This window comes from Pseudomonas sp. TE3910 (assembly GCF_056279025.1).
On the sequence record NZ_JBWBQN010000001.1, the window covers coordinates 801,553 to 828,116 of the forward strand.

Here is a 26,564-nt window from a genome sequence, read left to right on the forward strand (position 1 = left end):
TAGGGTAGGCCATCCGCTGGATGCTATCGAGGCGTCCACCTCAAACCCGGATCCGCCTAGCCGCTGGGCAGCTCCACCTCCGGGCTAAGGGTACCCAGCCAGGCCACCAGGCCAAGAACGATCACCGCTACCGATAGCTCCAGGACCATGCTGCGCCGCAAGGCGTTGATAGCGCTTTGGTAATGGCCGGTTTGTAGCGAGGTTTCCAGCAGTGGGCTCAACTGGAAGCGATTCAGTGCGGCAAACACCAGCATGCCAGCAAACAGTATGAGTTTGAGCGACAGCAACCCACCGTATGTGCTGTTTGTCAGCGGTTCCAACGTCATCCCGACGATCAGCAGGTAGTTGACGACGCCGGTGAGCACCAGCACAACCACGATCAATGTCCCTGTGACTTCAAAACCCCTGAGCGCCTGGGCCAGTGCCCGCAGTTGCTGGTTTGCTGTGGGGTGATTGGCCTTTAGCAACCAGGCAAAGGAGAACAATGCTCCCAGCCAGCCACCTGCGGCCAGCAGGTGCGCAATATCGCTGGTGAAATGCAGGTAGCGCCTGTAGCCATCGTCCATGGCACCGTGTCCGCTCCAGGCCAGGGTTGCCAGGGCCACTGCGCCACACAGCATCACCAGCCACTGACCCACGCGTGAGTCGCGCCCTACGCCGAGGGCTACGAGGGTCGCGAGGGTTAGCGCGCCGATGCGCAGCCACCACATGTGCCCGACATCGGTTTCCATCAGTACCATCTGCAGCATGTGCGGGTGCAGTTCAGTGAAATCTGAGGCGCCACTCATCGTTTTCGTCAGTTGCAGTATGCCGAGGGCCGACAACAGCACACCCAACACGGCGCCAGTGGCAAGCAGTGCGCTGAAGCGCGCTGCCGAGCTTTCGGCCACAACCTGCGTCGCAGGGCTGTACAGGCGAAAGGCTGCCAGCCCAAAGAGCAGCATCAGGTCGATGCAGAGCACTAGACGCAAGGCGATGTTGAGCAGGTCATCCATGCTCTCAGTTCACCGTGAAGGTAACAGCGCCGGTAATAGGGTGGGTGTCGGAAGATACGGCTCGCCATTCGACCTTGTAGGTGCCCGCACTGAGTGGCGCTGCCGGCGTGATGAGCATGGCTTTCGGGTCACTGCTGCCACTGACCGCGGCTTTGACGGCCATCGGGGCGTGCGCCATACCCTGCATGCCGGTCATCATCAGCTTCGCACCTGAGAATTGCGTCACCAGGTTCTCGGAAAAGTGCAGTTCGATTTTCGCCGGTGAGGCGACAGTGGCGCCCTCTGCCGGGCTGGAGGAGAGCAGCTTGGGATGCGCTTGAGCGCTGAGGCTGAGGAACAGACCGGCGCTGAGTGCGGCAGCGACGCTGAGTGTTTTCAGAGGGGACATGCAAGGCTCCTGACGGCCTGGGCCGTGGTTGGGTTAGTGTGTGGTGGGCTTCAAGGGGGGGGCCGCTGTTCAGAACCACATGCGCACGCCCATCACCAAGCGTGCCTCGCTGCGGTCTTCACCGTCGTCAAGGGCGTAATCGGCGGTCTTGCCATACGTACGATTCCAGGTAACGCCAATGTAAGGTGCAAACTCTCGACGGATTTCATAGCGCAGCCTCAGGCCTACCTCGGTATTGGCCAATCCGGAGCCTGTAGCCCGTTGCGGGTCGTTTTTGCCGTAGAGGTTCAGTTCAGCCGTTGGCTGCAGGATCAGGCGGTTGGTGAGCAATACGTCGTACTCACCTTCAAGTCGAGCGGCCGTTTGACCGTTCTCGCCCACGTAGGCGGTTGCCCTCGTTTCGAGGTCATACAGGGGCATGCCTTGCACCCCCAGTGCTGCCCAGGTCTGGGGATCTCCTGGCTTGAAGTCCTGACGTATCCCGCTGACGACGTCCCACCAAGGGCCGATGGCATGCGCCCAAAGCGCCTGCAGTTCTGCCTTTTCGGTGACACCGTTGCTGCGCTCACCTTCGGAGCGTACCCACAAACGGTTCAGGTCGGTGCCAATCCAGCCGTTCACATCCCAGTTGAGTACGGCGCCATTGTCCGCGTCCTGCCATTCGAGCTTATCGATCAGCACCTTTGAGTTGATCGCGTCATCATGCATTTGATGGCCGCCCGCGCTCTCGAAGACGGCTGCGCGATCAGCGTCGGTGAGCACCGGAATCGGTGTGCGACTTTCCTGCGTTGCACTTGGGGCCATGCCCTGCATAGGGCTGTAATCCATACCCTGCATCTGGGAAGGATCCATGCTTTGCATCGACTGTTCCTGCGCCACCGCCACAGGGAGGTGCAATAGCCCCAGGCTGAAAGCCACGAGGCTTGCGCGCAACGGTTTCGCGGTTTTTTCGATGTTCATGCCGTTCTCCTACTCATCTACCCGTACTTCGCGGAACATGCCCATTTCCATGTGGTACATGAGATGGCAGTGATAGGCCCATCGACCCAGTGCATCGGCGGTGACGCGGTAACTGCGCTTGGTGCCGGGTGGCATGTCTATCGTATGTTTGCGAACCATGAAATTGCCGTTTTCATCTTCCAGATCGCTCCACATGCCGTGCAGGTGTATTGGGTGCGTCATCATGGTGTCGTTGACCAGGACAATACGGATTCGCTCCCCGTACTTGAGCCGAATCGGCCCGGCATCGGCGAACTTGATGCCGTCGAACGACCACGAGAACTTCTCCATGTGGCCGGTCAGGTGCAAGGTGATCGTGCGGCTCGGTTCGCGGCCATCGGGGTCCTGGAAGGTGCTCTTCAGGTCAGCGTAGGTCAGTACGCGTCGGCCATTGTTTCTCAGGCCCATGCCGGGATCACTGAGCTTGGGGGCCGGGGCCATGGTTTGCATGTCTACCAGTGGATTATCGGTTTCAGAGGCTGGGTGGTGCTCCATGCCACTCATCGCGCTCATGTCATGCATGCTGTGCTCAGGCGTTGTGCCTGGCTGGCCATGGTCCATGCTCTGCATGCCATCCATGGTTTGCAGGCCGTCCATGCTCTGCATTCCATCCATGCTCTGCATAGCCCCTTGGTCCATGTTGGTCATATCGCCATGGTCCATGCTCCCATGGTCCATACCGCCCATGCCCATGTCGCTCATGCTGATCTGCGGCCGTGGGTCGAGCGTTGGCACAGGAGCGCTCAGCCCTTCGCGTACGGCGAGTGTGCCCCTGGCAAAGCCGGTGCGGTCCATTGATTGGGCAAAGAGGGTATAGGCCTCCAGGGTCGGTTCGACGAGCACGTCATAGGTTTCGGCCACGGCAATACGTAACTCATCGACACTTACCGGCGTGACGTATTGGCCGTCTGCTGCGACGACGGTCATTTTCAGGCCGGGAATGCGCAGGTCGAAGTAGCTCATGGCCGAGCCGTTGATAATCCGCAGCCGTAGCCGCTCACCCGGTTTGAACAGGCCGGTCCAGTTAGCGTCGGGAGCGTGCCCATTGAGCAGGTAGGTATAGGTGGCTGCACTGATGTCGGCAAGATCGGTGGGGTTCATCTTCATCTGTGCCCACATCTTTCGATCGGCTACAGTGGCGGCCCAGCCGTTCTTGCCGACATCATCAATGAAGTCACCGACGGTACGCTTGTGGTAGTTGTAGTAGTCGGACTGCTTCTTCAGCTTTTTCATGACATGCGTCGGGTTTTCGTCGGTCCAGTCCGACAACATCACCACATAGTCGCGGTCGTAGCTGAATGGCTCGGGTTCCTTCGCGTCTATGACCAGCGGCCCATAGACACCAACCTGTTCCTGAAAGCCGGAATGGCTGTGGTACCAGTAGGTGCCGTTCTGTTTGACCTTGAATTGGTACACATACACACCACCCGGCTCGATACCGTGGAAGCTCAGGCCGGGTACGCCGTCCATGTTCACCGGCAGGATGATTCCGTGCCAATGAATCGAGGTATTTTCTTTCAGACGGTTCCTGACTCGCAGGGTGACCGTATCACCTTCACGCCAGCGCAGTAGCGGCCCTGGCAGGCTGCCATTGATTGTCATGGCGGTACGTGGCGTACCGGTGAAGTTAACGCCCATTTCACCAATGGACAGATCGAAGTCGTTGCCGGTCAGTACATTCGGCTGGCCAGGGCTGGCAATCGCCCATACTGGCGTGCGCCACAGGCCGCAGCCTGCCAGCAATCCGCCTGCGGCCAGGGCTTTGACAAAGGTGCGTCTGGAGGTCGTGGAAGACATGCCTGTGGTGTCCCGTCAGTCAGAATCTCTCGATTGGAGAGAACGTGTTATCTCAGGGCGGGAGGCATTTTTGCGGATGCCGGGCGCCATGGACATTACGATGCCACAGCGCAATCGGGCAGGTGATTACATTTCAGTCAGGTTGGCTGATTCAGGGCTGGGTACCCTTCGCCCCCTGATCGCTCTCGAGGATATCCGAGAAGCGGCCAATGGCCTCGACCACCTGTTTGGCACCCACGTGAATTGCCTGCATGGCAGCGCCTGCTTCCTCTGCGAGTGCCAGGCCTTGTTCAGCCTTGAGGGTGCTGTCGTGCATGCTTTTGACTGCTTGCTGGGCAAGCGCCTGACTGCGCGCCACCACCTCGCCGATTTCAAGGGTGGAGGTACTGGTGCGTGTCGCCAGGTTGCGTACTTCGTCGGCCACCACTGCAAAACCGCGGCCCTGTTCACCGGCGCGTGCCGCTTCGATGGCAGCATTGAGCGCCAACAGGTTGGTTTGCTCGGCAATGGCGCGAATGGCGCCAACAATGCTGCCAATTTCCTCGGACAGCTGACTCAGCGCATTGATGTTGCCGGCGGCCTCCCGAAGTTCCTCGGCAATGTCCTGTACCCGGCTGACCGCCTGGGCAACCACGGCCGTGCCCTGACTGGCATGCTCATTGGTTTCACGCGAGGTTTCGAAGGCCAGCATCGCCGCCTGCGACTCGGACCGGCGCTGCTCGATTCTCTCGCTGATGTCGCTCGCCAGTTTCATGACTCCGTACAGCTTGCCGTCGACGTCATAGAGCGGATTATAGGTAGCCTGTAGCCAGACGTGTCGGCCTTGCCTGGCTACGCGCTGGAACAGCCCCGAACGCGGTTCACCTCGGCACAAGCCCAGCCAGAAATCTTTATAGGCGGCGCCGTGCACTTCACTGGGCAGGCAGAATGTGCTGTGGTGTTTGCCACGAATCTCTTCCAGGCGGTATCCCATGGTGTTCAGGAAGTTATCGTTGGCGTTCACCACCTTGCCCTGCAGGTCGAACTCGATCACTGCCATCGAGCGATTCACCGCATCCATTACGCTGGCGTGCATCTGGTTGCGCAGCGTACCTTCGGTGATGTCGGAGGCCACTTTGATGACTTTTTCAACCTGGCCATTGGCGCCTCGAACCGGCAGATAAGTGGCCTCCAGCCACACCGCTCGCCCCGTGCTCGACAGGCGCTGGAACTCACCACTGACAGGCTCGCCTTGTTGCAAGCGGCGCCAGAGTGCCGCGTATTGCGGGCTGTTGGCATACTCGTTGGTGCAGAACAGGCGGTGATGGCGGCCAGTGAGGGCGCTCAGGGAGTACCCCATCAGGGTGAGGAACAACGGGTTCGCATCGAGAATTTCACCGCTAGTGCTGAATTCGATGATTGCCATCGACCCGCGCAGGGCCTCGTGTTCGGCGTTCCGCTCGGCCAGGCGCTGCTGGCAGGCATCCAGGGCGTTTTTCAGAAGGGTGGATTTACGTGTGAACATGCCGGGAGTTCCAGAGAGAAGCGTAGCGTGAGAGTCGCAGAAGGCAATTTGATACTGTCGTACCATTGTGCACCAAATACTTGTACATAAGTAATTTTATGTACAAGTATTTTGGGGTGAGGTGCCTGGCTGCACCAGGCAGTCACTTGGTGGGTCACACCCGTGCCATGTGCTGGCCACGCGCAGCAGCAAGCATCTGCGTGGGCCACTGGTATTGAATCCGAAAGGTTTTGACTCGTAAATTGAGCTTTAGGCGTAGGCTTTAAAGGGGTATTGCAAGCGCAGGTGTTCTGCTTTTCTAGCCAGTCACAGGGCTCTGCCGAGAGGGAGGCGTGTATGCGCAACGAATCGCGTGAGCCGGGTGAACCCGTCAAACGCCTGTTTTTCGCCTTGCCTTGTGCGCCGGCACAACGTCGAGCCATTGCTCAATGGCGCGGTGCTCTCCACGTGGACAGCGGGCGCCCGGTGCCGGTCGACAATTTCCACGTCACGTTGCTATTTCTTGGTGCCGTTGCGGTATCGCAGGTTCCTACCCTCTGTACGGCGGCTGCGACTGTTGCGCGAGCAGGCCAGCACTTGACACTGCCACTTGATCGCCTGGAGGTGTGGCGTCAGTCCCGTGTGCTCTTGCTGACTTCCGTGCAGACGCCGCTGCTGCTGCGTCAACTGGTCTATGCCCTGCGGGAAGCCATGTTGCCGTTGGGCTTCACTGAGTTGCCCAAGGATTTCCGGCCGCACCTGACACTGATGCGCGACTACCGTACTGCCGTCCCGGAAAGCAGCGCGCCGCCGGACTTTCATTTGAACACCGGCCATTTCACGTTGTTCGAGTCCCATAAAGGCCAATATCGACCTGTGGGCGAGTGGCGTTTAGGCGGCTAGCTCAGGGTACTGCCACGGCCTTGGTGTTGCCTCGCAGCCACTCGCCGGGTGATCTGCCGAACTGTTGACCGAAAGCCGCAATGAATGCTGACAACGACTCGTAACCGCACGCCAGCGCCACATCGGTCACGCGGTCGCCACGCTCCAGTGCCGGTAGCGCACTCAGCATACGCAGGCGCTGACGCCAGGCACGAAAGGTCAGGCCCGTCTCGCGTCGGAACACTCGGCTGAGGGTTTTCTCCGAAACGCCCAGCTGGAAAGCCCAGGTCGCGAGCCCGGTTGCATCGTCGGGGTGCTCCTGCAAGCGCTGGCACAAACCACGCAGTCGTTTATCGCCGGGCAGCGGTAAACGCATGTCTTCCTCAGGCGCGCTGGCGAGTTGATCCAACAACACCTGCACCAGACGACCATCGGCGCCGTGTTGTTCGTAGTCCACTGGTAGGCCGCTGAAGGTGGAGATCAGTTCGCGTAGCAGCGGGTTGATGCCCAGCACGCGGCAGTCGGTGGTACGCCTGCAGTTGGCAGCCTGGTCCAGGTACAGGCTGCGAATACAGGTGCCCGTCGTGCAGGTCACCCGATGCACGGTGTTGGCGGGTATCCATACCGCGCGATGTGGCGGTACGACGTAGAACGCGTGTTCGGTATGCACTTCCAACACGCCACTGATGGCATGGGACAACTGCGCCCACGGGTGGCGATGGGCGTAGCCGAGCGCAATGTTGGGTAATGCGTGTGCATGGCCGTACACCGGACGCGGCAGCCGCTTGAGCGCGGCGAGGCGTTGTGTGGGGCGTATTGCGTGTTGTCCGTTTGGCGACACTGGCAGCGTTCTGGCGTTAGTCGGAATGGGCCACAGACCGTATCGTCTCGCCCGGCAAGCTTCAAGCCTAACCTCATTTGCCAGGACGCCCGATGAAATCGTTACGTGTGTTGTTCGATAATTTCACCCTTGCGCTGCTCGCAGTGATCCTTGTCGCCACACTGTTGCCATGCGAGGGGCAGGGCGCCTTGGTGTTTGGCGTGTTGACCAACCTGGCCATCGCCCTGCTGTTCTTTCTGCACGGGGCCAAGCTTTCCCGCGCGGCGGTCGTGGCCGGGGCAGGGCACTGGCGTCTGCACCTGCTGGTGTTTGGGTGCACCTTCGTGATGTTCCCGCTGCTGGGGCTGGCACTCAAACCGCTGTTCCTGCCACTGGTTGGCGATGAGCTGTACCTGGGCGTGCTGTACCTCTGTGCTTTGCCTGCGACGGTGCAGTCGGCCATCGCCTTTACCGCACTGGCCCGTGGCAATATTCCGGCGGCAATCTGCAGCGCCGCCGCATCGAGCTTGCTGGGTATCGCACTGACGCCTGTGCTGGTGGTGCTGTTGATGGGGGGGGAGGGCGAGGGGGCTTCCAGCCTCGATGCGTTGTTGAAGATTGTTCTGCAACTGCTGGTGCCCTTCGTGGCCGGGCAACTGGCCCGACGCTGGATTGGCGCCTGGGTGATGCGTAACGCTACGTGGCTGAAAACCGTGGACCAGGGCTCGATTTTGCTGGTGGTCTATACCGCCTTCAGCGATGCGGTGGTCAGCGGGCTCTGGCAGTCCGTCGCGTTCTCACGACTGTTGGGCCTGACGCTGGCGTGTTGCGTGCTGCTGGCCGCAGTGCTGTGGTGCACCCAGGCATTGGGCCGTTGGCTGGGCTTCAACCTGGAGGATCGCATCACCATCCTCTTTGCCGGCTCAAAGAAAAGCATGGCCACCGGTGTGCCAATGGCTCAGGTTTTGTTTGCCGGGGGTGGCATTGGCGCGGTAATCCTGCCGCTGATGATCTTTCACCAGATCCAGTTGATGGTTTGCGCGGTCTTGGCGCAACGTTATGCGCGTCGCGTGGGTTGATACGGGTCGAGTTGTTGATTTCAGAACGGTCCTACAGCCAGCCTGCAGGTGGATCTGCTAGCGTTCAAGCTTTTCGGGCTATCGGCCCATGGGGATACTGCTGTGCTCTGTCTGCCCACTGTTCGCTTGCTGTTTCCCGCTGCGGTTCTGCTGTTGCTGACCGGCTGCCAGGCCCAATCCCTGTCATTGCCCAAGAGCGAAAAACTCTCCGCAGAAAAAGTCGCGCAGATCGCGACGACCATCGACCAGACCTACCCGAAGCTGTCCACCGACATACGCACCCAACTGCTCAATACCGTGGTGCAGTCGCTGGACAATATGGTGTTTGTCGAAGGCGGCGAGTTTCAGATGGGGGATTTTGGCTGGAAGTGTGACTATGACCCCAGCAATATGTGCGAATGGCCGTGTGGGGTTGAGACCGAGCGGTTGTGCAATATCAGCATGGATGGGGATGATGATTTTGTTCATCCGGTTAAGTTGAGCGGCTACTATTTTTCTAAATTCCAGACCACGCTAAAAGACTTCGATTTATTTTTTATTGCCCAAGGCAAACCTCTTTTTGATAAAGAGCTACGAAAGCGAGAGGACTTGCAGTTCCGGTACCAGCCTAAAAAACCCGCCTTCCCTCAAGCGTGGCAAGAAGCCAAAGATTACTGTGGCTGGCTGGGCCAGTTGAGTGGTTACCCTGTAGATTTACCTACTGAAGCCCAATGGGAATATGCCGCTCGCAACCGTGGTCAGTATGTGTTTTTTGCTACCGATAACGGTGGTTTGGACTATGGGCGAAATTTTCCTCACCCGGATGAAACGCGTACCTTTGCAGTAGACCGTTTCGTACCCAACCCCCTGGGCATTTACAACCTGTCTGGCAACGCCGTTGACTGGGTCAATGACTGGTATAGTGCGGATTATTACCGTCACTCCCCCGTAGAAAATCCAACCGGCCCAGAAACCGGAACACTGCGCGTGCACAGAGGCTCAACCTATGCCGAAGGGCCGCTACTTTCTGCGAGTACGGTTCGGCGCTGGGCTGATGAGCCTGTAAAAAGCCGATACTTGCCCGGTTTTGGCTTCCGCTGCTCCATACAGTCCGATCAGCCACTCTGAGTAAGTAGCAGACAAGGGCGTAATCATCCGCCCTTGTCACTTTCAGTGCTTACGCTAGCCCTGTGAACGTGCCGTTGCGTTGCGCAGCCAATAGAATGTCCTGCTTGGTGCTAAAAGAGCTCGGCGACCAGGCCATGCGCTCCTCACTGCGTTCGGCTTTCGGACTGACGGCTAGCCCATCAATAAAGCGATTGAAGAAGCGTTGCTCGCGGGCATCGAGTAGCGAGTTGATTCGTGCCAGACTCTCCATGGCATTTACCTTTTGGGCTTTGGGATCGCAGTGTTCCAACACCTCGATAAACTGTCGCCAAGTGCGCACAGCTGAAAGCAGCATAATCAATGCACGCTCCCGACGCTCGTTAAAGCTCCAAACCAAGCTCTCTGACAACAGGTGGACCATAGGGCCCATTGTCTCGGGCGGTAGCAGGTTCAGGGGAATACGTTGCCCACCTATCCATACAGCGTGATACTTAAGTAAGTGGTCTGTTAGCCGTTCTGCTTCCAGCGTGGTCGCATTTCTTTCGTCCCACCAAGTAACCATTTCATACAAGCTTTCATGAAGTATTCTCTGGCTCTCATCTATAGGGTGACTAGCGACCTTAAATAGCCCAGATACCAAGTAACTAAACGCATCATCCGTTACACCCAGTAAATACCGGTAATCCACCTCAGCCAACGCCTTGCAAAACAGTAAGGCCAGTTTCCCGACCAGCTCCACGTCGACTACGGTAGTGAAGCCGCCGCCGGCCCCTGGCCCCAGTACTAGCGAACCACTGCAGCGTATAGCCAGCCGGTTCTTCGCGATTTCAATACCAAACTCGCCACTCACGCCAATGCCTGCGGCAACATTCCCCTCCGCCTTGATCTGCGCCAAATCCACCCAGTTGCTGCTGGCATTCGCCTGACCGGGCTCGATGTTGCCAATGCCTTGCAGGTCGGGTTCGATCCATTGAAAGCTGCCGGTCAAGGCGCCACCGGTTTGGGCGCCAGCAAACGCAGTGGCTTTGACCCCGATATAGCCACTTTTTCCGACGTCCAGGGTTGGCGTGCCGAGCAAGGCCGTTGCGCCCGCGGGCTGCTCGCGGGGTTTGTACTGTGTCTTTGTTGCCGCTTCCCCCTGTAACTGCGTGCCCACAAAGCAGCTCAGCTCCAGCCGGCCGCTCAGGCGGAACACGCCCAGGGGGTGGCGCACGGTCTTACCCTCGCCGTTGCGGTAGGTCATGCTGGCCAGGTAGCCGCCCTGGCTGGGAAAGTAGCTGTTGAAGGACACCGCTGCGTCAGCCAGGGAAAATTCGGCCGTGCCCTTGACCCCGACATCGATCAGCCCCTGCGCCGGGTTCCAGCTATTGATACCGGCACTGGCGCTGGCGGCGAAGCGCAAGGCCTGGGCGTCGGCCGAGACGGCGTAGCGGGCCGCATCGGTGGCGTTGGAGGTCCAGGACACTTCCTGGTGCAGGGTATTGAGCAGGTTGTCCTTGTCACTGCTCCACGAGGCCAGCTTGGCCTCCAGGCTACCCAGTGGCCCTGATTTACGGCTGGTGCTGATCGCCGACTGAATGTCCTTGATCAGCTCACCGGCCAACTGCTTGTTGAAGGGTTTACTGGCAAGAGTCTGCGTGCTGATGCGCACTTTCCAGTCGATGCGCTCATGAAACACTGTTCGAATGTAGTAGCGACGGCTCGGGTCGCTGAACAGGATCACTTCCACCACATGGATGCCGGTGCGCTGTTGATGCCCTTGTTCTGCTCTTCGCTCACGGCCTTTACCGTGTTTGAGGTCGGGCATGGCCGCCGTGGAGCGGGTGCTGCTGGCTTCGGCTTCGCCCTTGCGCTGGGCAGCCAACTGCGTGCGCAGTTCGGTGATTTGCGCGTCGATATCCTGCACTTTCCGTTGCTGCAGTTGTTCCCAGTTGCTTTCGCGGCGGTTGCCCGAGAACAGGCTGGGCTCATAGCGTTGGTACCAGTCGCGGGCTTCCTGCAGCGTATAGAGTTGCCCGGACAAATCTTCCTCGGTCGTCGGCGCTGGTGTGCTCGGCTCAGCAGGTTCGACCGGCGCCTCACGGGTGAGCACGCCTGCGGCTTCGGCCTTGAGCGTCCAGTCCTCCTTGACGCAACGGGTGCAACTGCACGCGGCATAAGGCACTTCGATGCGGGCGCAGTGGCTGACAGGCTGGGCGGCTGCCAGCGTTTCGTGCAGTTCGTCCATCAGTTCGCGAACGAAGACGACTTCCTGTTTCAGGGCCTTGGCCTGCGGGGCGGTCAACACGCACAGGTGCGGCGAGCCTGTCACATGGACCACATCAACCAGCTCTTCCTTGCATTCGATACTGCCTTCAATGGAAAGGCAGGTCTGGTCATTGGCAAAGCTGAGGGGCGGCAACGGTATCTGTGATCGTGTGGCGGGCAGGTTGAGTTGCCAGCCTACCTTGATCACATCGGGATCCTTGATGATCGGATTGAGCGCCAGTACCTCTGGCACGCTAGACCCATTCTGCTGAGCGATAAGCACCAGCGTGTCGCCGGCTTTGACGGTGTAGGTGTTAACCAGCATCTGTTTGTCGTCCTTGTACGTTAGCGGCCCTCATGGCCAAGCCGCAGCCCTGAGTGCGCACAGCGATGAAGGTTGTGACGCTAACAAATGCCTATGAAAACCAATGTAGGACCATTCCTAGTGCTGCGACATCTCTATCCGAAAAATCGAGCATGTCATCTGGACTGTCTCCCGTGTAAGCGGCAGCATTGCCGGCGATATACCCATCGCCAGCAATGCCGACTACTACCGCTCTGCGTTCGCAGCCCTTACACACGGGCTTCCAGGATCAGGTTGAATGGAGTTTCCGTTGCGCGGCGGAACCGGCTGAATCCCGCCTCGTTGAACACTTTGCGCAAGCGTGCCTCACCAGCCTGCGCACCCAGGCCCAAGCCAACCTCCTGGGACAAGGAGTTGGGCGTGCAGATAAAGGTCGAGGCGGCGTAGAACAGCCGGCCCACCGGGTTGCTGTTCTCTTCCAGGGTGTCGTTGGCGTAGGGCTCGACCAGCAACACGGTGCCGTCCGGTTTCAGTGTTGCCCGGGCATGCCGGGCAGCCCCCACGGGGTCGCCCATGTCATGCAGGCAGTCGAAGTAGCAGATCAGGTCGTAGTCCGCACCGGGATAGTCCTTGGCGCTGGCCTGGATGAACTGCACGCGATCCTCTACACCGCCTTCCACCGCGCGCTGTGTTGCCGTGGCAATGGACGGTGCGTGGTAGTCGAAGCCGGTAAACCGCGACGCCGGGAAGGCCTGGGCCATGATCACGGTCGAGGCGCCATGCCCGCAGCCGACATCGGCCACCTTGGCGCCTGCACGCAATTTTTCGACGACGCCGTCCAGCGCGGGCAGCCACTCCGCGACCAGGTGCGCACGGTAGCCGGGCCTGAAGAAGCGCTCGGTGCCGCTGAACATGCAGGTATGGTGCTCGCCCCATGGCAGGGCACCGTTACCACGCATGGCTTTTACCAGCTTGTCCTTGTCGTGGAACAACGCTGAAATCACCACGGCGCCACCGGCGACGTACACCGGCGAGTCCTCTATTGCCAGGGCCATGGCCTGCTCTTCAGGCAGGCGGAACTGGCCCTCGGCATACTCCATGTAGCCTGACGCCGCTTGAGCACTCAGCCATTCGCGCAGCAACCGGGCATTGCAACCGGTTTTGCTGGCCAGCGCTTCAGGGGTGGTGGGTTGGCTGTCGGCCATGGCCCGATACAGGCCCAGCTCTTCGCCAAGAATTACGTTGGCAAGCATTGCAGCGGCGCCCATGTCGGTCACCAGCTTGCCCATGAAGTCATTCAGTTTGGCCTCGTCCATGGTGTGTACTCCTTTCAGAAGACCACTATCAACGCAGGCACCGACCAGGTCGGTGACCTCCGGCCGTTACATCGGGAGTGAGGCTTTAAGTATAGTTCCGCGCCGTAGTGACGGTGATCCGTTCGGCTCGCGCCCCGTGCTGGCTAGGAGCCGTGTTTGCCGAGCGCCTTGGCGACATCGGCCTGGATCTTGTAGGCCGGCGCTTCCACCGCGTCGTAATCACGGGTGTAGCGCGCAGCAAAGTCATCGACGCCCCATTGCTGGTACTGCTGCACATGCTTGAGCTCATGGGCCCAGAGGGCGACGTTGTTCAGGGCGTCCTGCTCATGGCGAAAGACGATGATGTCCATCAAGGTCACGGCATTCACGTCGGGGTTTTGCAGCATGGCATTGGCGGCGTTCAGCTCCTGGGTATCGCCGACCTTGTAGCGGGCGCTGTCGAGGACCTGGAAGTCGTAGTAGGGTTCAAGTTGCACACGGATGTTCAGCGGAATCGGCTGAACATCACCCGCAGCGGCTGAATTGCGCGACTGCTTGATCCAGCCGGCAAGGCCGGTAGCCGCTATTTGGCCGACTTGCGCAAAGACGGTACCGATCTCTGTTTGGCTGACCGGCGCGCAGAAGCAGCTGCCCATGCACACCTGGTACTGGCCGGTGGGGCATTGGGTCGTGGCGCCAGAGGCGAGCAGGGGGCTGCACAGGGTAATGCTCAGGGCCATCGAACGGCCCAGTGTACGCAAGGAAGCGGCTGGCATGAGGGTTCTGGAACCAAGGCTGATCGGCAATAAGGGCGGTGGATTCTAGCGAGTGTTCGACCATTGAGATGGCGGTAAGTTGCGTTGTCGGCCCGCAGTTATCACCTGTGTTCGCCGAGGCCTGGGGCCCGCGTTCTATGGCGCTGCCGACGGCCGTGTTGTTCAGCGCAGGGGGGCGGCGTAGAATCCCGGGCATCAGGCCGCACCCTCCATACTCATAATGATCTGTTGACTGCTCGCTTCACCCAGGCCTCCGGCCCTGGGTGGCGATAGCCTGCGCAGGTCTTTTGCGTATGAATTTGAGTTTCGAGTGCCCGTACAGGTACCGGGTTGGTTCTAGACCAGCCCGGCAGCGGCCCCTGTAGGCGGTGTGCTCCCAGAGCGTTGCCCATCTTTTGACAAATACACCCATGGATACGCGTGCCGGTAGTTGGTTGAGCGTGATTGCGCTGGCCCTGGCGGCTTTTATTTTCAACACCACCGAGTTCGTTCCGGTAGGCCTGCTGAGCGCCATCGGCGCGAGCTTTGAACTGTCGACCGCTCAGGTCGGCCTGATGCTGACGGTCTATGCCTGGGTCGTATCGTTGACCTCGCTGCCGATGATGCTGCTTACGCGCAATATCGAGCGGCGCAAGCTGCTGGTTCTGCTGTTTGTCCTGTTCATTGCCAGCCATGTGCTGTCCAGCATGGCCTGGAGCTTTGGCATGTTGCTGCTCAGCCGCATCGGTATTGCGTTGGCGCACGCTGTGTTCTGGTCGATCACCGCCTCGCTGGCCGTGCGCGTGGCGCCGCCGGGCAAGCAGGTGCAGGCGCTCGGCCTGCTGGCGACCGGCACAACACTGGCGATGGTGTTGGGCATTCCGCTCGGGCGGGTGGTGGGCGAGGCGCTGGGTTGGCGGATGACCTTCATGGCGATTGCCGGGGTGTCCGGGTTAACCATGCTGTGCCTGGCCAAGTCCTTGCCGTTGCTGCCCAGCCAGAATTCCGGCTCGCTGCGAAGCCTGCCGGTGCTGTTCAAGCGGCCGGCGCTGGTGTCGCTCTATGTGCTGACCGCAATGGTGATTACCGCCCAGTTTACCGCTTACAGTTACATCGAGCCGTTTGTCGACGTCGTGGCGGCCATGAGCGGCGAGGTGACCACCTTGCTGTTATTGCTGTTCGGTGGTGCGGGGTTGTTCGGTTCGTTGCTGTTCAGCCGCTACAACAACCGCTTCCCTCGCGGTTTGCTGATGGCCTCAATCGCTGCACTGGCGCTGTGCCTGGCGCTGTTGTTGCCCCTCTCCGGTGAGGTATTGGCGCTGGGCGCGCTGTGCGTACTGTGGGGCGTGGCCATCATGTGTTTCGGGCTGGTGATGCAGGCCAAAGTGCTGAACCTGGCGCCGGATGCCACCGACGTGGCGATGTCGCTGCATTCGGCGATCTACAACATCGGTATCGGTGGTGGAGCCTTGCTCGGTAGCGTGGTGATCAGCCACGTGGGTGTGGCTCACATCGGCGTCGTCGGTGGTCTGCTGGCCGGGGCTGCACTGTTGGTGTGCGTGGTGACCACCTACCGCTACAGCGCGCCGGCCAAGGTTGTTTCGCAGTAGAGTGGCTCAGTAGCTGTTGCGTACTCGCCGGGTAGTACGCCAGTGGGTCAATACCCACCAGTAGACCAGGCCGTTGACCAGCAGCACCACGGCACACAGTACGATCTGGATCGAGGCGGTCAGCCCGGCCGGGTAGATCAACGGCCAGACATAGTGATCAATAAACCCGCCGCTGTAGCCCGAACTGCCGGCGGCCTGGCGCAAGGCGTTTTCCCAGGCGGTCAGGGGGCAGGTCAAATGAAAGCCTTCGACCGCTGCGCCCCAGGCAATGGCCGGCACGTGGCACCAGATCAGCGGGCGCCACTTGAGCACCAGCAGTCCGCCAAAGAGCACAAAAAGAATAAACAGCAGATGAAACAGCACCAAACCATCGGCGCCCAGACGGTACAACATGATCACTCCTGAATCGGCTTACGGTCCCTGTTACGCAGCAGGATAATCCCGCTGCCATTACGGGCCGCAGTTTTATTTTAACGGGGCCGCTGGGGCTGCGCCGGTTAACATGAGTGACGGCCAGCCGCGGCTGCGGCTGGCCTCTGGTCGCTGAGAAGCCCCTCAAGGTGCTACGTGATAGGGGTTACGCGGGTCATGCTGCCAATCGAGGAAGGGTTTGCCGTTATCCTGCGCGACCATGTCGATACAACCCTGCACCGGGCAGGTGATCTGGCACAGGTTGCAGCCTACGCATTCGGCGTCGATCACCTCGTAGCGGTGGCTGCCATCGGGCTGTTTCAGGCTGGCGATGGCCTGGTGCGAGGTGTCTTCGCAAGCGATATGGCAGCGCCCACAGCCGATGCAGGCCTGTTGGTCGATCCTGGCGATGACCTGGTAGTTGATGTCCAGGTACTTCCAGTCGGTGGTGTGGCCGACGGCCCGCCCGCTGAAATCCCGCAACGTGTGATAAACCTGGCTGTCCATCCAGCGTGAAAGGCCGTCCTTCATCGCTTCGACGATTCGAAAGCCATGCAGCATGGCGGCGGTGCAGACCTGTACCGAACCACAGCCCAGCGCGATGAACTCGGCCGCATCGCGCCAGCTGCCGATACCACCGATGCCGCTGATCGGCAGGCCCTGGGTGGCCGGGTCTCGGGCGATTTCGGCAACCATGTTCAGGGCAATCGGTTTCACCGCCGAACCGCAGTAACCGCCATGGGTACTCTGATTCCCGACAATGGGCAGGGCGACCATGCGCTCCAGGTCGACACTGGTGATGGAGTTGATGGTGTTGATCAATGACACCGCGTCAGCGCCGCCACGGTAGGCCGCACGTGCCGACTGGCGGATATCGGTGATGTTCGGAGTGAGTTTGACGATTACTGGCAGCTTGCTGTGGGTCTTGCACCAGCGGGTAACCTGCTCGACGTACTCCGGCACCTGGCCGACTGCCGCCCCCATGCCACGCTCAGGCATGCCGTGGGGACAACCGAAGTTCAGCTCGATACCGTCAGCGCCGGTGGCTTCCACCAGCGGCAGGATGGCTTTCCAGGATGCCTCGACACAGGGCACCATCAACGACACGATCAGGGCGCGGTCGGGCCAGTCCTTTTTGACCTGGGTGATTTCGCGCAAGTTGATGTCCAGTGAGCGGTCGGTAATCAATTCGATGTTGTTGATCCCGATAACCTCGCGGTTGGCGCCATAGTGCGCCGAGTAACGTGAGGAAACGTTGACCGCAGCCGGGTCTTCGCCAAGGGTCTTCCAGACTACGCCACCCCAGCCGGCCTCAAACGCACGGACCACGTTGTAGGCCTTGTCGGTGGGCGGGGCGGAGGCCAGCCAGAAAGGGTTGGGCGCTTTGATGCCCGCGAATTCGATCGACAGGTCTGCCATTTATGCGGCCTCCACGTGGTTCATCAGTTGGGCATGAATGGCCTGGGCTGCCAGCTTTCCGTGCTGCACGGCCTGGACGGTGAGGTCCTGCCCGAGTTGGGTGCAGTCACCACCGGCATACACGCCGGGGATGCTGGTGCGCATCTGTTCATCGACGCGAATGCGGTCGCCGTCGCGGGCCAGGAGTTGCCCGCTGGCGTCGCTCAGGGCGTGTTCGTCGAAGGTCTGGCCGATGGCCTTGAAGATGGCATTGGCGGCCAGTTCGAAGGTTTCCCCGGTAGGCTGCAGGCGACCTTCGTGCAGGTGGGTACGAGCAAAGCGCATGCCGCGCACCCGACCCTGTTCATCCAGCAGGACTTCGTCGGGTTGTGCCCAGGTCAGCAGACGCACCTGGTTGGCCTTGGCGATGTCCTGTTCATGTGCCGTTGCGCCCATGTCCGGGTAGCCACGGCGGTACACCAGGTTGATCTCACGAGCACCCAGGCGGGCCATCTGCACGGCCATGTCGATGGCGGTATTGCCGGCACCGAGCACGATGCAGCGCTCGGCCAGTGGCAGTTGGCTCAGGTCGTCGGCCTGGCGCAGTTCGCGGATGTAGTCGGTGGCGGCGAGCAACCCCGGCGCGTTTTCGTTGGCCAGGCCGAGTTGACGGCTGGCGTTCAGGCCAAGGCCAAGGAACACCGCATCGAACTGTTGGCGCAGATCCGACAGGCTCAGGTTGTCGCCCAGTACCTGACCATGGCGTATTTCAATGCCGCCAATCTGCAGCACGAACGCCAGTTCGCGCTGGGCGAAGTCGTCGACCAGCTTGTACTTGGCGATCCCGTACTCGTTCAGCCCTCCGGCCTTGGGCCGTGCCTCGAAGATCACTACGTCGTGGCCATGCCAGGCCAGCCGATGAGCGCAGGCCAACCCGGCTGGGCCGGCACCGACCACCGCGACGCGCTTGCCGGTAACGGGCGCGCGCTGGAAAGGGTGGGCGTCGAAGTCAGCGTGGTCCAGGGCGTAGCGCTGCAGCGCGCCGATCAGCACGGGTGCGCATTCCTGATGATGGTTGCGCACGCAGGCTTGCTCGCACAGCACCTCAGTTGGGCAGACCCGCGCGCAGCTGCCACCGAGGATGTTGGCCGAGAGAATTTTCTCGGCCGCGCCCTGGAGGTTGTCGTGATGAATGTTGCGGATAAAGGCGGGGATGTCGATTTCGCTGGGGCAGGCGTTGACGCACGGCGCATCGTAGCAATACAGGCAGCGTGCGCTTTCCAGCGCAGCCTGGCGGGCATTGAGCGGCGGCGCCAGGTCGCTGAAGCGCTCGGCCAGGGTGGCGTTATCGACGCCGGGGCGGGGGAGGTGATTCAAGGAGTCGATCACGGTGGTGGCCTCTGTTCTGATTGTTAGAGTCACTACGACCTGTGGAGCAGCGTCACTGCTTTGCTTTCAGCGTTTCACGGCGCTCGGCTTATGCAATTCGGCACGCTTGCTCAACAGGTCGAATACCGCAGGGTAGGCGGGCCGTTCGAGGTAGCGCCCGGCACCGCGCTCGGCGCGCAAGTCACCGTTGGCCCAGACCACGCGGCCTTGGCTGATGGTGTGGCTGGGTATGCCGCGCACGGTCTTGCCTTCGAAAATGTTGAAGTCGACGTTCTGGTGATGGGTCTTGGCCGAAATGGTCCGCGTGCCCTCCGGGTCCCAGAGCACCAGGTCGGCATCGGCGCCGACGCGCAGGGCACCCTTGCGCGGGAAGAGGTTGAAGATCTTCGCGGTGTTGGTCGAGGTCAGGGCGACGAAGTCGTGCACCGACAGCTTGCCGCTGTTGACCCCTTCATCCCAAAGCACGGCCATGCGGTCTTCAATGCCGGCCGTGCCATTGGGGATCTTGCTGAAATCGTTGCGCCCGGCGGCTTTCTGCTCGGCGCAGAAGCAGCAATGGTCGGTGGCGGTGGTGTGCAGGTTGCCTGATTGCAGGCCTTGCCACAGCGCCTGTTGGTGGCCGATTGGGCGGAACGGTGGGCTCATTACGTAGCCGGCGGCCGTCTGCCAGTCCGGGTGGCGGTACACACTGTCATCCAGCAGCAGGTGCCCGGCCAGGACCTCGCCGTACACCGGCTGGCCCTTGGCCCGGGCGTAGCTGATTTCGTCGAGCGCTTCGCGGGTGGAGACATGTACCAGGTACAACGGCGTACCGAGGGTTTCGGCGATACGGATTGCGCGGCTGGCCGCCTCACCTTCGACCTGCGATGGCCGCGACAAGGGATGCGCCTCGGGGCCGGTGAGGCCCTGGGCCAGCAGCTTGCGTTGCAGGTGGTAGACCAGTTCGCCATTCTCGGCATGCACGGTAGGCACCGCGCCCAGTTCCAGGCAGCGCTCGAAACTGGCTACCAGGGTATCGTCGGCGGCCATGATCGCGTTCTTGTAGGCCATGAAGTGCTTGAAACTGTTCACACCGTGCTGTTGAACCAGTTCGCCCATTTCCTCCCGTACCTGTTCGCTCCACCAGGTGATTGCGACATGGAAACCGTAGTCGGCGGCGGACTTCTCGGCCCAGCCACGCCACTGGTGGAAGGCTTCGAGCAGCGACTGCTGCGGGTTGGGAATGACGAAATCGATGATTGACGTGGTGCCACCGGCGAGGCCTGCGGCGGTGCCGCTGAAAAAGTCCTCGCTGGCCACGGTGCCCATGAAGGGCAATTGCATGTGGGTGTGCGGGTCGATGCCGCCCGGCATCAGGTACTGGCCGCTGCCGTCGAGTACCTCGCAGCCAGTGGGGACCTCGAGGTTGTCGCCAATGGCCTTGATCAGGCCGTCGGCGCAGAGCACATCGGCCCTGTATCGCTCTTCATGGGTAATCAGGGTGGCGCCACGGATCAACAACGTCATAGCGAAGCTCCTCACAGGCTTGACCGGTGTTCCGGTTCTACGTTTTGTGCCACGGGACGCTGCTGGCAGAATCCTGCCACTGCTGTCAGAAATTGAATCTAGTTGCGCTTTTTCGATTGGGCAAGAATATTTCTAATAAGCTTATTCCTAATTCAAGCTACTGATTTTTAAGGATAAAAATACAAAATCAACAAATTAGTGCAGGCGCTCACCAAATTGACGCACTTGACAGAAAGCCGAAATGGTCAAGATTTCTCATGGGAAATCAGCGGTTTGACCGGGACAGGTGCGGGCCTATGGCAATCACCCAAAAATATTCCCTGCACCCCTTTGGTTCCCCAGGGGCGTACCTGCGTCAGGTGACCGTGAACCCAGTCGCCGCCGGGGTGCGTCCATCGGTGCTGTCGGTGCCGGGAAAGCGGCGTTGTACGCCGGTTTCAACACAATCGCAGCCGCCGTCGCCTGTTTCGGCACGCTTATTGTTTGCCGCCGCTGTGCGTTGGCCGGAGCCGCGATTGTTCAATGCAAGTGCAAGAACTCCAGCCATCGTCACGATGTGCAGACAATCAGAACAACAGTGGAGCGGCCATGCAGCAGATCAAATCGCAAGTGAGCGAACGCGACGGCTTGTTCGAGCTCGACGCCGGCAGTGATGTTCTCGAGAGCCCCCGGTACAACCACGATATTGCGCCGACCAAAGTCCACGAGCGCACCTGGAACAAATGGCATATCACTGCGCTGTGGGTCGGCATGTCGATCTGCGTGCCGACCTACACCCTGGGCGGTGTGTTGACCGCCTACTTCGGTCTGACGGTTGGGGAGGCGTTGCTGGCGATCCTGCTGGCAAACGTCGTGGTGCTGGTCCCACTGACACTCAATGCCTTTCCCGGGACCAAATACGGCATCCCTTTTCCGGTGTTGTTGCGCTCTTCATTCGGCATCATCGGCTCCAACGTACCGTGCCTGATCCGTGCCTTGGTGGCGTGTGGCTGGTTTGGCATCCAGACGATGTTCGGCGGTCTGGCTATCCACCTGTTTTTCGGCGCGATCTCGCCCGAATGGAAAGCCTTGGGCGGCACCGGTGAGGTGATCGGCTTTCTGCTGTTCTGGACCTTGAACCTGTGGGTGGTGTTGCGCGGTGCCGAGTCGATCAAATGGCTGGAAACCCTCTCGGCTCCATTGCTGATGCTGGTGGGGGCTGGCTTGCTGTTCTGGGCCTTGCCGAACGTGTCCATCAGCGAACTGATGGCGCAACCGCCGAAACGCCCGGAAGGCGCGAGCGTGGCCGGTTACTTTCTCGCCGGACTGACAGCCATGGTCGGTTTCTGGGCCACCTTGTCGCTGAACATCCCTGACTTCAGCCGCTACGCGAAAAGCCAGAAGGACCAGATCGTCGGGCAGATCATCGGTTTGCCGCTGACCATGTTCCTCTTCGCCGCCCTGGGGGTTGTACTGACGGCCGCATCGGCATCGCTGGTAGGGGAAACGGTATCCGACCCGGTCAGCCTGATCGGGCACATCCAGAACCCGCTGTGGGTTGCCTTGGCGATGGCCCTGATCATCATCGCCACACTGTCGACCAACACGGCTGCAAACATTGTTTCGCCGACCAACGACTTCCAGAACCTGGCGCCAAAATGGATCGGCCGCACCAGTGCCGTCATGCTGACCGGCGTGGTCGGGCTGTTGCTGATGGCCCATGAGTTGCTGAAAAAGCTCGGCCTGATCGTCTCTGACGTAAGCCTGGAGTCGGTCTATTCCAACTGGCTGCTGGGGTACTCCAGCCTGCTGGGGCCGATTGCCGGAATCATGGTGGTGGACTATTTCCTGATTCGTCGGCAGACCCTGGACCTGGCTGGCCTCTACCGCGACGACGTGTATCCCGCCTGGAACCTGGCCGGTTTCGTCGCCTTCGGTGTGCCGGTGGCCCTGACCCTGTTGTCGCTAGGCAGCACGGCGTTCAGTTGGTTCTATGATTACGGCTGGTTTACCGGTTCGGCCTTGGGTGGGCTGATCTACTACATGCTTGGCAGCCTCAAGGCTTACCGCGCTGCGAGCGTCAAAGCCAGCGTTTAAACCCTCAGGCCCGTGGAGGCCCGTTGACTGATGCAGGAGATGCACATGCAAACAGCTCAGGACGTTCTGCAATCTACCCTCCACCACGTCGACGGAGGTCGACTCTGGCGTTCACTGATGGAGCTGGCGCAGCTTGGTGCCACCGCCAAAGGTGGCGTTTGCCGTCTGGCACTGACTGACCTGGACCGCCAGGCCCGTGACCTGTTCGTGACGTGGGCACAGGCTGCCGGTTGTACGGTGACGGTGGATGCGGTGGGCAACATCTTTGCCCGTCGCCCAGGGCGCAACCCGACACTGCCGCCGGTGATGACCGGTAGCCATATCGACACGCAGCCTACGGGCGGCAAGTTCGATGGTTGCTTCGGGGTGATGGCGGGCCTTGAGGTGTTGCGCACCCTCAATGACCTGAAGGTGGAGACCGAAGCGCCACTGGAGGTGGTGGTCTGGACCAACGAGGAGGGCTCGCGTTTTGCTCCGTGCATGATGGGTTCGGGCGTCTTTGCCGAAAAGTTCACCCTTGAGGAAACCCTGGCCAAGACCGATGCCGAGGGCATCACTGTCGGCGAAGCACTCAATGCCATCGGCTACGCAGGATCGCGTGCGGTGACCGGGCACCCGGTGGGCGCCTATTTTGAGGCGCATATCGAACAGGGGCCGATACTTGAAGACCAGCAAAAGACCATTGGCGTGGTGCTCGGTGCCCTTGGCCAGAAGTGGTTTGACCTTAACCTGCGCGGGGTCGAGGCCCACGCCGGGCCGACACCCATGCACCTGCGCAAGGATGCGCTGGTGGGGGCAAGCGCTGTGGTGGCCGCGGTAAACCGCGTGGCACTGGAGCACCAGCCGCATGCCTGTGGCACCGTAGGGTGCTTGCAGGCCTACCCGGGGTCGCGCAACGTCATACCTGGCGAAGTGCGCATGACCCTGGACTTCCGTCACCTGGAGCCCGAGCGCCTGGCGTCGATGATCGCGCAGGTCAAGGACGTGATCACCGACACCTGTCGTCAGCATGGCCTGAGCTACACCCTGATGCCGACCGCCGACTTCCCGCCCCTGTACTTCCATGAACGTTGTGTGGAGGCGGTGCGTAATGCCGCCAGGGGGTTGGGCCTGTCACACATGGACATCGTAAGCGGTGCCGGGCATGACGCGATCTTCCTGGCAGAACTGGGGCCGGCCGGGATGATATTCGTACCTTGCGAAGGCGGGATCAGCCACAACGAAATCGAGAATGCCGCACCGCAAGACCTCGCCGATGGGTGTGCGGTGTTGCTGCGGGCGATGTTGTCGGCAGCGCAGGCCATAGCGCGTGATCGGGAAGCGGCATGATCTCGAATTTACATTATGTGTATAAAGTATCTACTTGTTTTAATTAGATTAAATACCTGTACTTAAAGTAAATTCTAGCTTGTTATTTTGACCGCTTTCAGGGTTCTGTGACGGGCTTGCCTGCGATGGTTTCGACGGGGCGTCAGTGAATGCGTGGCGCCTGTATCGTTGGCAAGCCAACGTCCCACAGGGGCAATTCAGGGCGTCGAACGCGGGCTTTGCGTCATGAGGTTGTCTTCATCCAGGCTTTCCTGAACCATCTGCAGAAAGGTTGCCACCAGTCGCCGTGAGCTCTGTTCGCGCAGGCACACCAGGGTTTCGGTCAAGCGTCGTTGGCAGTCGACAATCGGCAGGGCACAAACCCGCGCATCGGCGCCGAACTCGGCCGCCGACACCACCCCGACGCCAATGCCCACCACCACAGCCTCCCGCGCCGCTTCGCGGCCTTCGACCTGAATCGCCGGGCGAATGCGCAGGCCTGCGCGTTGCATTTCCTCTTCCAGGGTTTGCCGGGTCACCGAGCCCGGTTCGCGCAGCACGATGGGCGTGTCGTCGAGGTCCTGGAGGCTGATCGAGGCACGGTTTGCCCACGGGTGCTGGTGGGAGACGAAGGCGACCATCGGGTCGTCGCGCAAGGGCACGCAGAGCAGCCGTTGATCGTCGACATCGCGCCCCAGCAGGGCCAGGTCGGCCTGGTAGTTGAACAGGCGCAGCAGCGACTCGTCGGTGTTGCCCGTCTCGATCTTTACGCTGATGCCGGGGTAACGCTGGCAGAACCGGGCGATCTGCGGCAGCACGTGTACCGGGGCGTCTACCGCCAGTACCAGGGTGCCGGTTTGCAGCGCACGTGAATCCTGCAGCAGTTCGTGCGCTTCGTCCTCGCAGGCAAACAGGCGCTGGGTGATGCCCAGCAAGCGCTCACCCAGATCGGTCAGTTGCACCGAGCGTTTGTTGCGGTGGAACAGCAGGATGCCGAAACGCTCCTCCAGTTTGCGCACCTGATCGGAGATCGCCGGCTGAGTGAGGAATAATCGTTCGGCGGCACGGGTGAAGCTGCCGTGCAGCGCAACCGCGTGGAAAGCCTTGAGTTGAGCGTGTGAAACGGACATGGCGGCACCTGTTACAAGCTGAGCTTATATTTGAAATACGATAAATCGATTTTCTTTATCAGTCAGTAATTGTTTCCATCGCTCTCAGCCCGCTGGCAACATTCGTTCGAGTGTGTCCCGGGCCATGGGCTCTGGACGACAGCGCAAACAACAACCGCGTATCCCCGGGATCCATCTGACCAGGTGATGGCCTTGCTTGGCCGTCACGCAGTGCGCAACACAAGAACAACACAGGCGTTTTTTCCCAATTCTGCCGGCACACTCAGATTCCGAGGTCAGATTCACCATGAATAAACACATCGCAAGCATCAAACGTTGGCGCATGCAGATCTTCGCCATCACCTGGTTGGCCTATGCGGCGTTCTATTTCACCCGCAAGGCTTTCTCGGTGGCCAAACTGGGCATTGGCGAAGACCCCAGCTTCACCCTCGACAAAATGGCCATGGCCAACCTCGATGCGATCTACCTGACGGCCTATGCCGTCGGCCAGTTCACCTGGGGCATGCTCGCCGACCGCTTTGGTCCCAGGGTGGTGGTATTGGGCGGTCTGGTGATTTCGGCCGCCGCGGCGGTGGTCATGGGGAGTTATGCGACGTTCCCGATTTTCGCCACCTGCATGCTGATTCAGGGCTTGGCGCAATCCACCGGTTGGGCAGGGCTGTGCAAGAACATTGGCAGCTTCTTCCCGGCGGTTCAGCGCGGCCGTGTACTGGGGCTGTGGAGTTCTTGCTACGCCTTCGGCGGCCTGGTCGCCTCGCCGTTTGCCGGCTGGTGGGCGTACACGCTGATTGGCAGCTGGCACGCTGCGTTTTTCTCCAGTGCTGCGGTGGTCGCTGTGGTGGCAGTGCTGTTCTTCTTCCTGCAGCGCAACAAGCCCGAGGACGTTGGCTTGCCGGCGGTTGAGCCAGAGCCGGAAAGCATGGTGCCTGGTACCACCCTGTGCAGCGTCTGGGCACCGCTACGCGAGATTCTGCGCAACCGCACGGTGCTCACCCTGGGCCTGGCCTATTTCATGTTGAAGCCGGCGCGCTACGCGATTCTGCTCTGGGGGCCTGTCATCGTCTTCGAGCAAATGCCGTCGCTGGGCAAGGTTGGCGCGGCCATCGTGCCCACTGCGTTTGAACTGGCCGGCTTGCTGGGGCCGATCATGATTGGCCTGGCCTCGGACAAACTGTTTGGCGCCCGGCGCATGCCCGCCTGTGTGCTCAGTCTGCTGGTGTTGACCGTGACGCTGGGGTTGTTCATGGGTGCGATGCACACCGGCAGCGTGATGTTGGTCGTGGCCTTGCTGTTTGTCATGGGCCTGACCCTCTATGGGCCGGATTCGATGATCAGCGGCGCCGCCGCAATTGACTTCGGTACCGCCAAAGCGGGCGCCACTGCTGCTGGTTTCGTCAATGGCTGTGGCTCGGTGGGGGCCATTCTTGGCGGCCTGCTGCCGGGCTACTTCGATACGGTCACGGTGTTCATTGTGTTTGCTGGCTGCGCCTTGTTCTCGGCGCTGGTACTGGTACCGCATTGGAACAGCCGCCCGGCCAGCCTGGCCGATACGGCAGCCGTCGCACCGAACACATCAATGGCAATCAAGCCAATGCGCACCTGAGTC

The 26,564-nt window shown here is 60.5% G+C and carries 21 protein-coding genes; 7 read left to right on the forward strand and 14 right to left on the reverse strand.

Annotated features, from left to right (window positions below):
- Nucleotides 1-56: 56 nt before the first annotated feature.
- From copD to ACZ9H3_RS03660, 5 genes are all read right to left on the reverse strand, one after another.
- Entirely contained in the window at nucleotides 57-995 is a 939-nt protein-coding gene (copD, locus tag ACZ9H3_RS03640) for a copper homeostasis membrane protein CopD (protein WP_476219635.1), read from the reverse strand.
- A gap of 4 nt (nucleotides 996-999) precedes the next feature.
- Nucleotides 1,000-1,383 carry a copper homeostasis periplasmic binding protein CopC gene (copC, locus tag ACZ9H3_RS03645; RefSeq protein ID WP_065761415.1) on the reverse strand — a complete coding sequence of 128 codons (384 nt, stop codon included), beginning with the start codon at nucleotides 1,381-1,383 and terminating at the stop codon, nucleotides 1,000-1,002.
- A gap of 69 nt (nucleotides 1,384-1,452) precedes the next feature.
- A complete protein-coding gene (locus ACZ9H3_RS03650) occupies nucleotides 1,453-2,343 on the reverse strand; it encodes a copper resistance protein B (protein WP_476219637.1) in 891 nt (296 codons plus the stop codon).
- 9 nt (nucleotides 2,344-2,352) lie between these two features.
- On the reverse strand, nucleotides 2,353-4,179 hold the full coding sequence (locus tag ACZ9H3_RS03655) for a copper resistance system multicopper oxidase (RefSeq protein ID WP_065761417.1): 1,827 nt from the start codon (nucleotides 4,177-4,179) through the stop codon (nucleotides 2,353-2,355).
- A gap of 151 nt (nucleotides 4,180-4,330) precedes the next feature.
- Nucleotides 4,331-5,683: a methyl-accepting chemotaxis protein gene (locus tag ACZ9H3_RS03660; protein ID WP_476219638.1), complete on the reverse strand. Its 1,353-nt coding sequence runs from the start codon at nucleotides 5,681-5,683 to the stop codon at nucleotides 4,331-4,333.
- A gap of 336 nt (nucleotides 5,684-6,019) precedes the next feature.
- Here ACZ9H3_RS03660 and thpR point away from each other — a divergent pair, with 336 nt between their 5' ends.
- Nucleotides 6,020-6,565, forward strand: a complete 546-nt coding sequence (gene thpR / locus ACZ9H3_RS03665; RefSeq protein ID WP_476219640.1) for an RNA 2',3'-cyclic phosphodiesterase — start codon at nucleotides 6,020-6,022, stop codon at nucleotides 6,563-6,565.
- A gap of 1 nt (nucleotide 6,566) precedes the next feature.
- Here thpR and ACZ9H3_RS03670 read toward each other — a convergent pair whose 3' ends face one another.
- Nucleotides 6,567-7,385, reverse strand: a complete 819-nt coding sequence (locus tag ACZ9H3_RS03670; RefSeq protein ID WP_099774700.1) for an AraC family transcriptional regulator — start codon at nucleotides 7,383-7,385, stop codon at nucleotides 6,567-6,569.
- 92 nt (nucleotides 7,386-7,477) lie between these two features.
- Between ACZ9H3_RS03670 and ACZ9H3_RS03675 the strand changes: the two genes are divergently transcribed.
- Both ACZ9H3_RS03675 and ACZ9H3_RS03680 read left to right on the forward strand, forming a co-directional pair.
- Nucleotides 7,478-8,443: a bile acid:sodium symporter family protein gene (locus tag ACZ9H3_RS03675; RefSeq protein WP_476219642.1), complete on the forward strand. Its 966-nt coding sequence runs from the start codon at nucleotides 7,478-7,480 to the stop codon at nucleotides 8,441-8,443.
- Nucleotides 8,444-8,545: 102 nt separating this feature from the next.
- Complete coding sequence (locus ACZ9H3_RS03680; RefSeq protein ID WP_476219644.1) at nucleotides 8,546-9,550, forward strand: formylglycine-generating enzyme family protein; 1,005 nt, start codon at nucleotides 8,546-8,548, stop codon at nucleotides 9,548-9,550.
- Nucleotides 9,551-9,599: 49 nt separating this feature from the next.
- On the opposite strand, the gene ACZ9H3_RS03685 is transcribed toward ACZ9H3_RS03680, so the two are convergent.
- The 3 genes from ACZ9H3_RS03685 to ACZ9H3_RS03695 form a co-directional block, all read right to left on the reverse strand.
- The gene (locus ACZ9H3_RS03685) at nucleotides 9,600-12,101 is read right to left on the reverse strand and encodes a LysM peptidoglycan-binding domain-containing protein (protein ID WP_476219646.1); all 2,502 of its coding nucleotides are present in this window, start codon (nucleotides 12,099-12,101) and stop codon (nucleotides 9,600-9,602) included.
- A 248-nt stretch (nucleotides 12,102-12,349) separates the two neighbouring features.
- Nucleotides 12,350-13,396: a class I SAM-dependent methyltransferase gene (locus tag ACZ9H3_RS03690; protein WP_102052269.1), complete on the reverse strand. Its 1,047-nt coding sequence runs from the start codon at nucleotides 13,394-13,396 to the stop codon at nucleotides 12,350-12,352.
- Nucleotides 13,397-13,539: 143 nt separating this feature from the next.
- Nucleotides 13,540-14,151, reverse strand: coding sequence for an eCIS core domain-containing protein (locus tag ACZ9H3_RS03695; protein WP_083199920.1), 612 nt, complete (start codon nucleotides 14,149-14,151; stop codon nucleotides 13,540-13,542).
- Between the two features lie 410 nt (nucleotides 14,152-14,561).
- Here ACZ9H3_RS03695 and ACZ9H3_RS03700 point away from each other — a divergent pair, with 410 nt between their 5' ends.
- The gene (locus ACZ9H3_RS03700; protein ID WP_476219650.1) at nucleotides 14,562-15,740 is read left to right on the forward strand and encodes a sugar transporter; all 1,179 of its coding nucleotides are present in this window, start codon (nucleotides 14,562-14,564) and stop codon (nucleotides 15,738-15,740) included.
- 6 nt (nucleotides 15,741-15,746) lie between these two features.
- Here ACZ9H3_RS03700 and ACZ9H3_RS03705 read toward each other — a convergent pair whose 3' ends face one another.
- The 4 genes from ACZ9H3_RS03705 to hydA form a co-directional block, all read right to left on the reverse strand.
- Complete coding sequence (locus tag ACZ9H3_RS03705) at nucleotides 15,747-16,133, reverse strand: DUF2784 domain-containing protein (protein ID WP_102052271.1); 387 nt, start codon at nucleotides 16,131-16,133, stop codon at nucleotides 15,747-15,749.
- Nucleotides 16,134-16,295: 162 nt separating this feature from the next.
- Nucleotides 16,296-17,570: an NAD-dependent dihydropyrimidine dehydrogenase subunit PreA gene (gene preA / locus ACZ9H3_RS03710; protein ID WP_476219652.1), complete on the reverse strand. Its 1,275-nt coding sequence runs from the start codon at nucleotides 17,568-17,570 to the stop codon at nucleotides 16,296-16,298.
- The gene (locus ACZ9H3_RS03715; RefSeq protein ID WP_476219654.1) at nucleotides 17,571-18,938 is read right to left on the reverse strand and encodes an NAD(P)-dependent oxidoreductase; all 1,368 of its coding nucleotides are present in this window, start codon (nucleotides 18,936-18,938) and stop codon (nucleotides 17,571-17,573) included.
- 66 nt (nucleotides 18,939-19,004) lie between these two features.
- Nucleotides 19,005-20,444 (reverse strand): dihydropyrimidinase, encoded by a 1,440-nt coding sequence (hydA, locus tag ACZ9H3_RS03720; protein ID WP_330522644.1) that lies wholly within the window; start codon nucleotides 20,442-20,444, stop codon nucleotides 19,005-19,007.
- A gap of 588 nt (nucleotides 20,445-21,032) precedes the next feature.
- Here hydA and ACZ9H3_RS03725 point away from each other — a divergent pair.
- Nucleotides 21,033-22,520 carry an NCS1 family nucleobase:cation symporter-1 gene (locus ACZ9H3_RS03725; protein ID WP_476219656.1) on the forward strand — a complete coding sequence of 496 codons (1,488 nt, stop codon included), beginning with the start codon at nucleotides 21,033-21,035 and terminating at the stop codon, nucleotides 22,518-22,520.
- A gap of 45 nt (nucleotides 22,521-22,565) precedes the next feature.
- Nucleotides 22,566-23,849: a Zn-dependent hydrolase gene (locus ACZ9H3_RS03730; RefSeq protein WP_476219657.1), complete on the forward strand. Its 1,284-nt coding sequence runs from the start codon at nucleotides 22,566-22,568 to the stop codon at nucleotides 23,847-23,849.
- Nucleotides 23,850-24,046: 197 nt separating this feature from the next.
- Here ACZ9H3_RS03730 and ACZ9H3_RS03735 read toward each other — a convergent pair whose 3' ends face one another.
- Nucleotides 24,047-24,958, reverse strand: coding sequence for a LysR family transcriptional regulator (locus ACZ9H3_RS03735; RefSeq protein WP_454241499.1), 912 nt, complete (start codon nucleotides 24,956-24,958; stop codon nucleotides 24,047-24,049).
- Nucleotides 24,959-25,244: 286 nt separating this feature from the next.
- Between ACZ9H3_RS03735 and ACZ9H3_RS03740 the strand changes: the two genes are divergently transcribed.
- The gene (locus ACZ9H3_RS03740) at nucleotides 25,245-26,561 is read left to right on the forward strand and encodes an MFS transporter (protein WP_102052278.1); all 1,317 of its coding nucleotides are present in this window, start codon (nucleotides 25,245-25,247) and stop codon (nucleotides 26,559-26,561) included.
- Nucleotides 26,562-26,564: the final 3 nt, after the last annotated feature.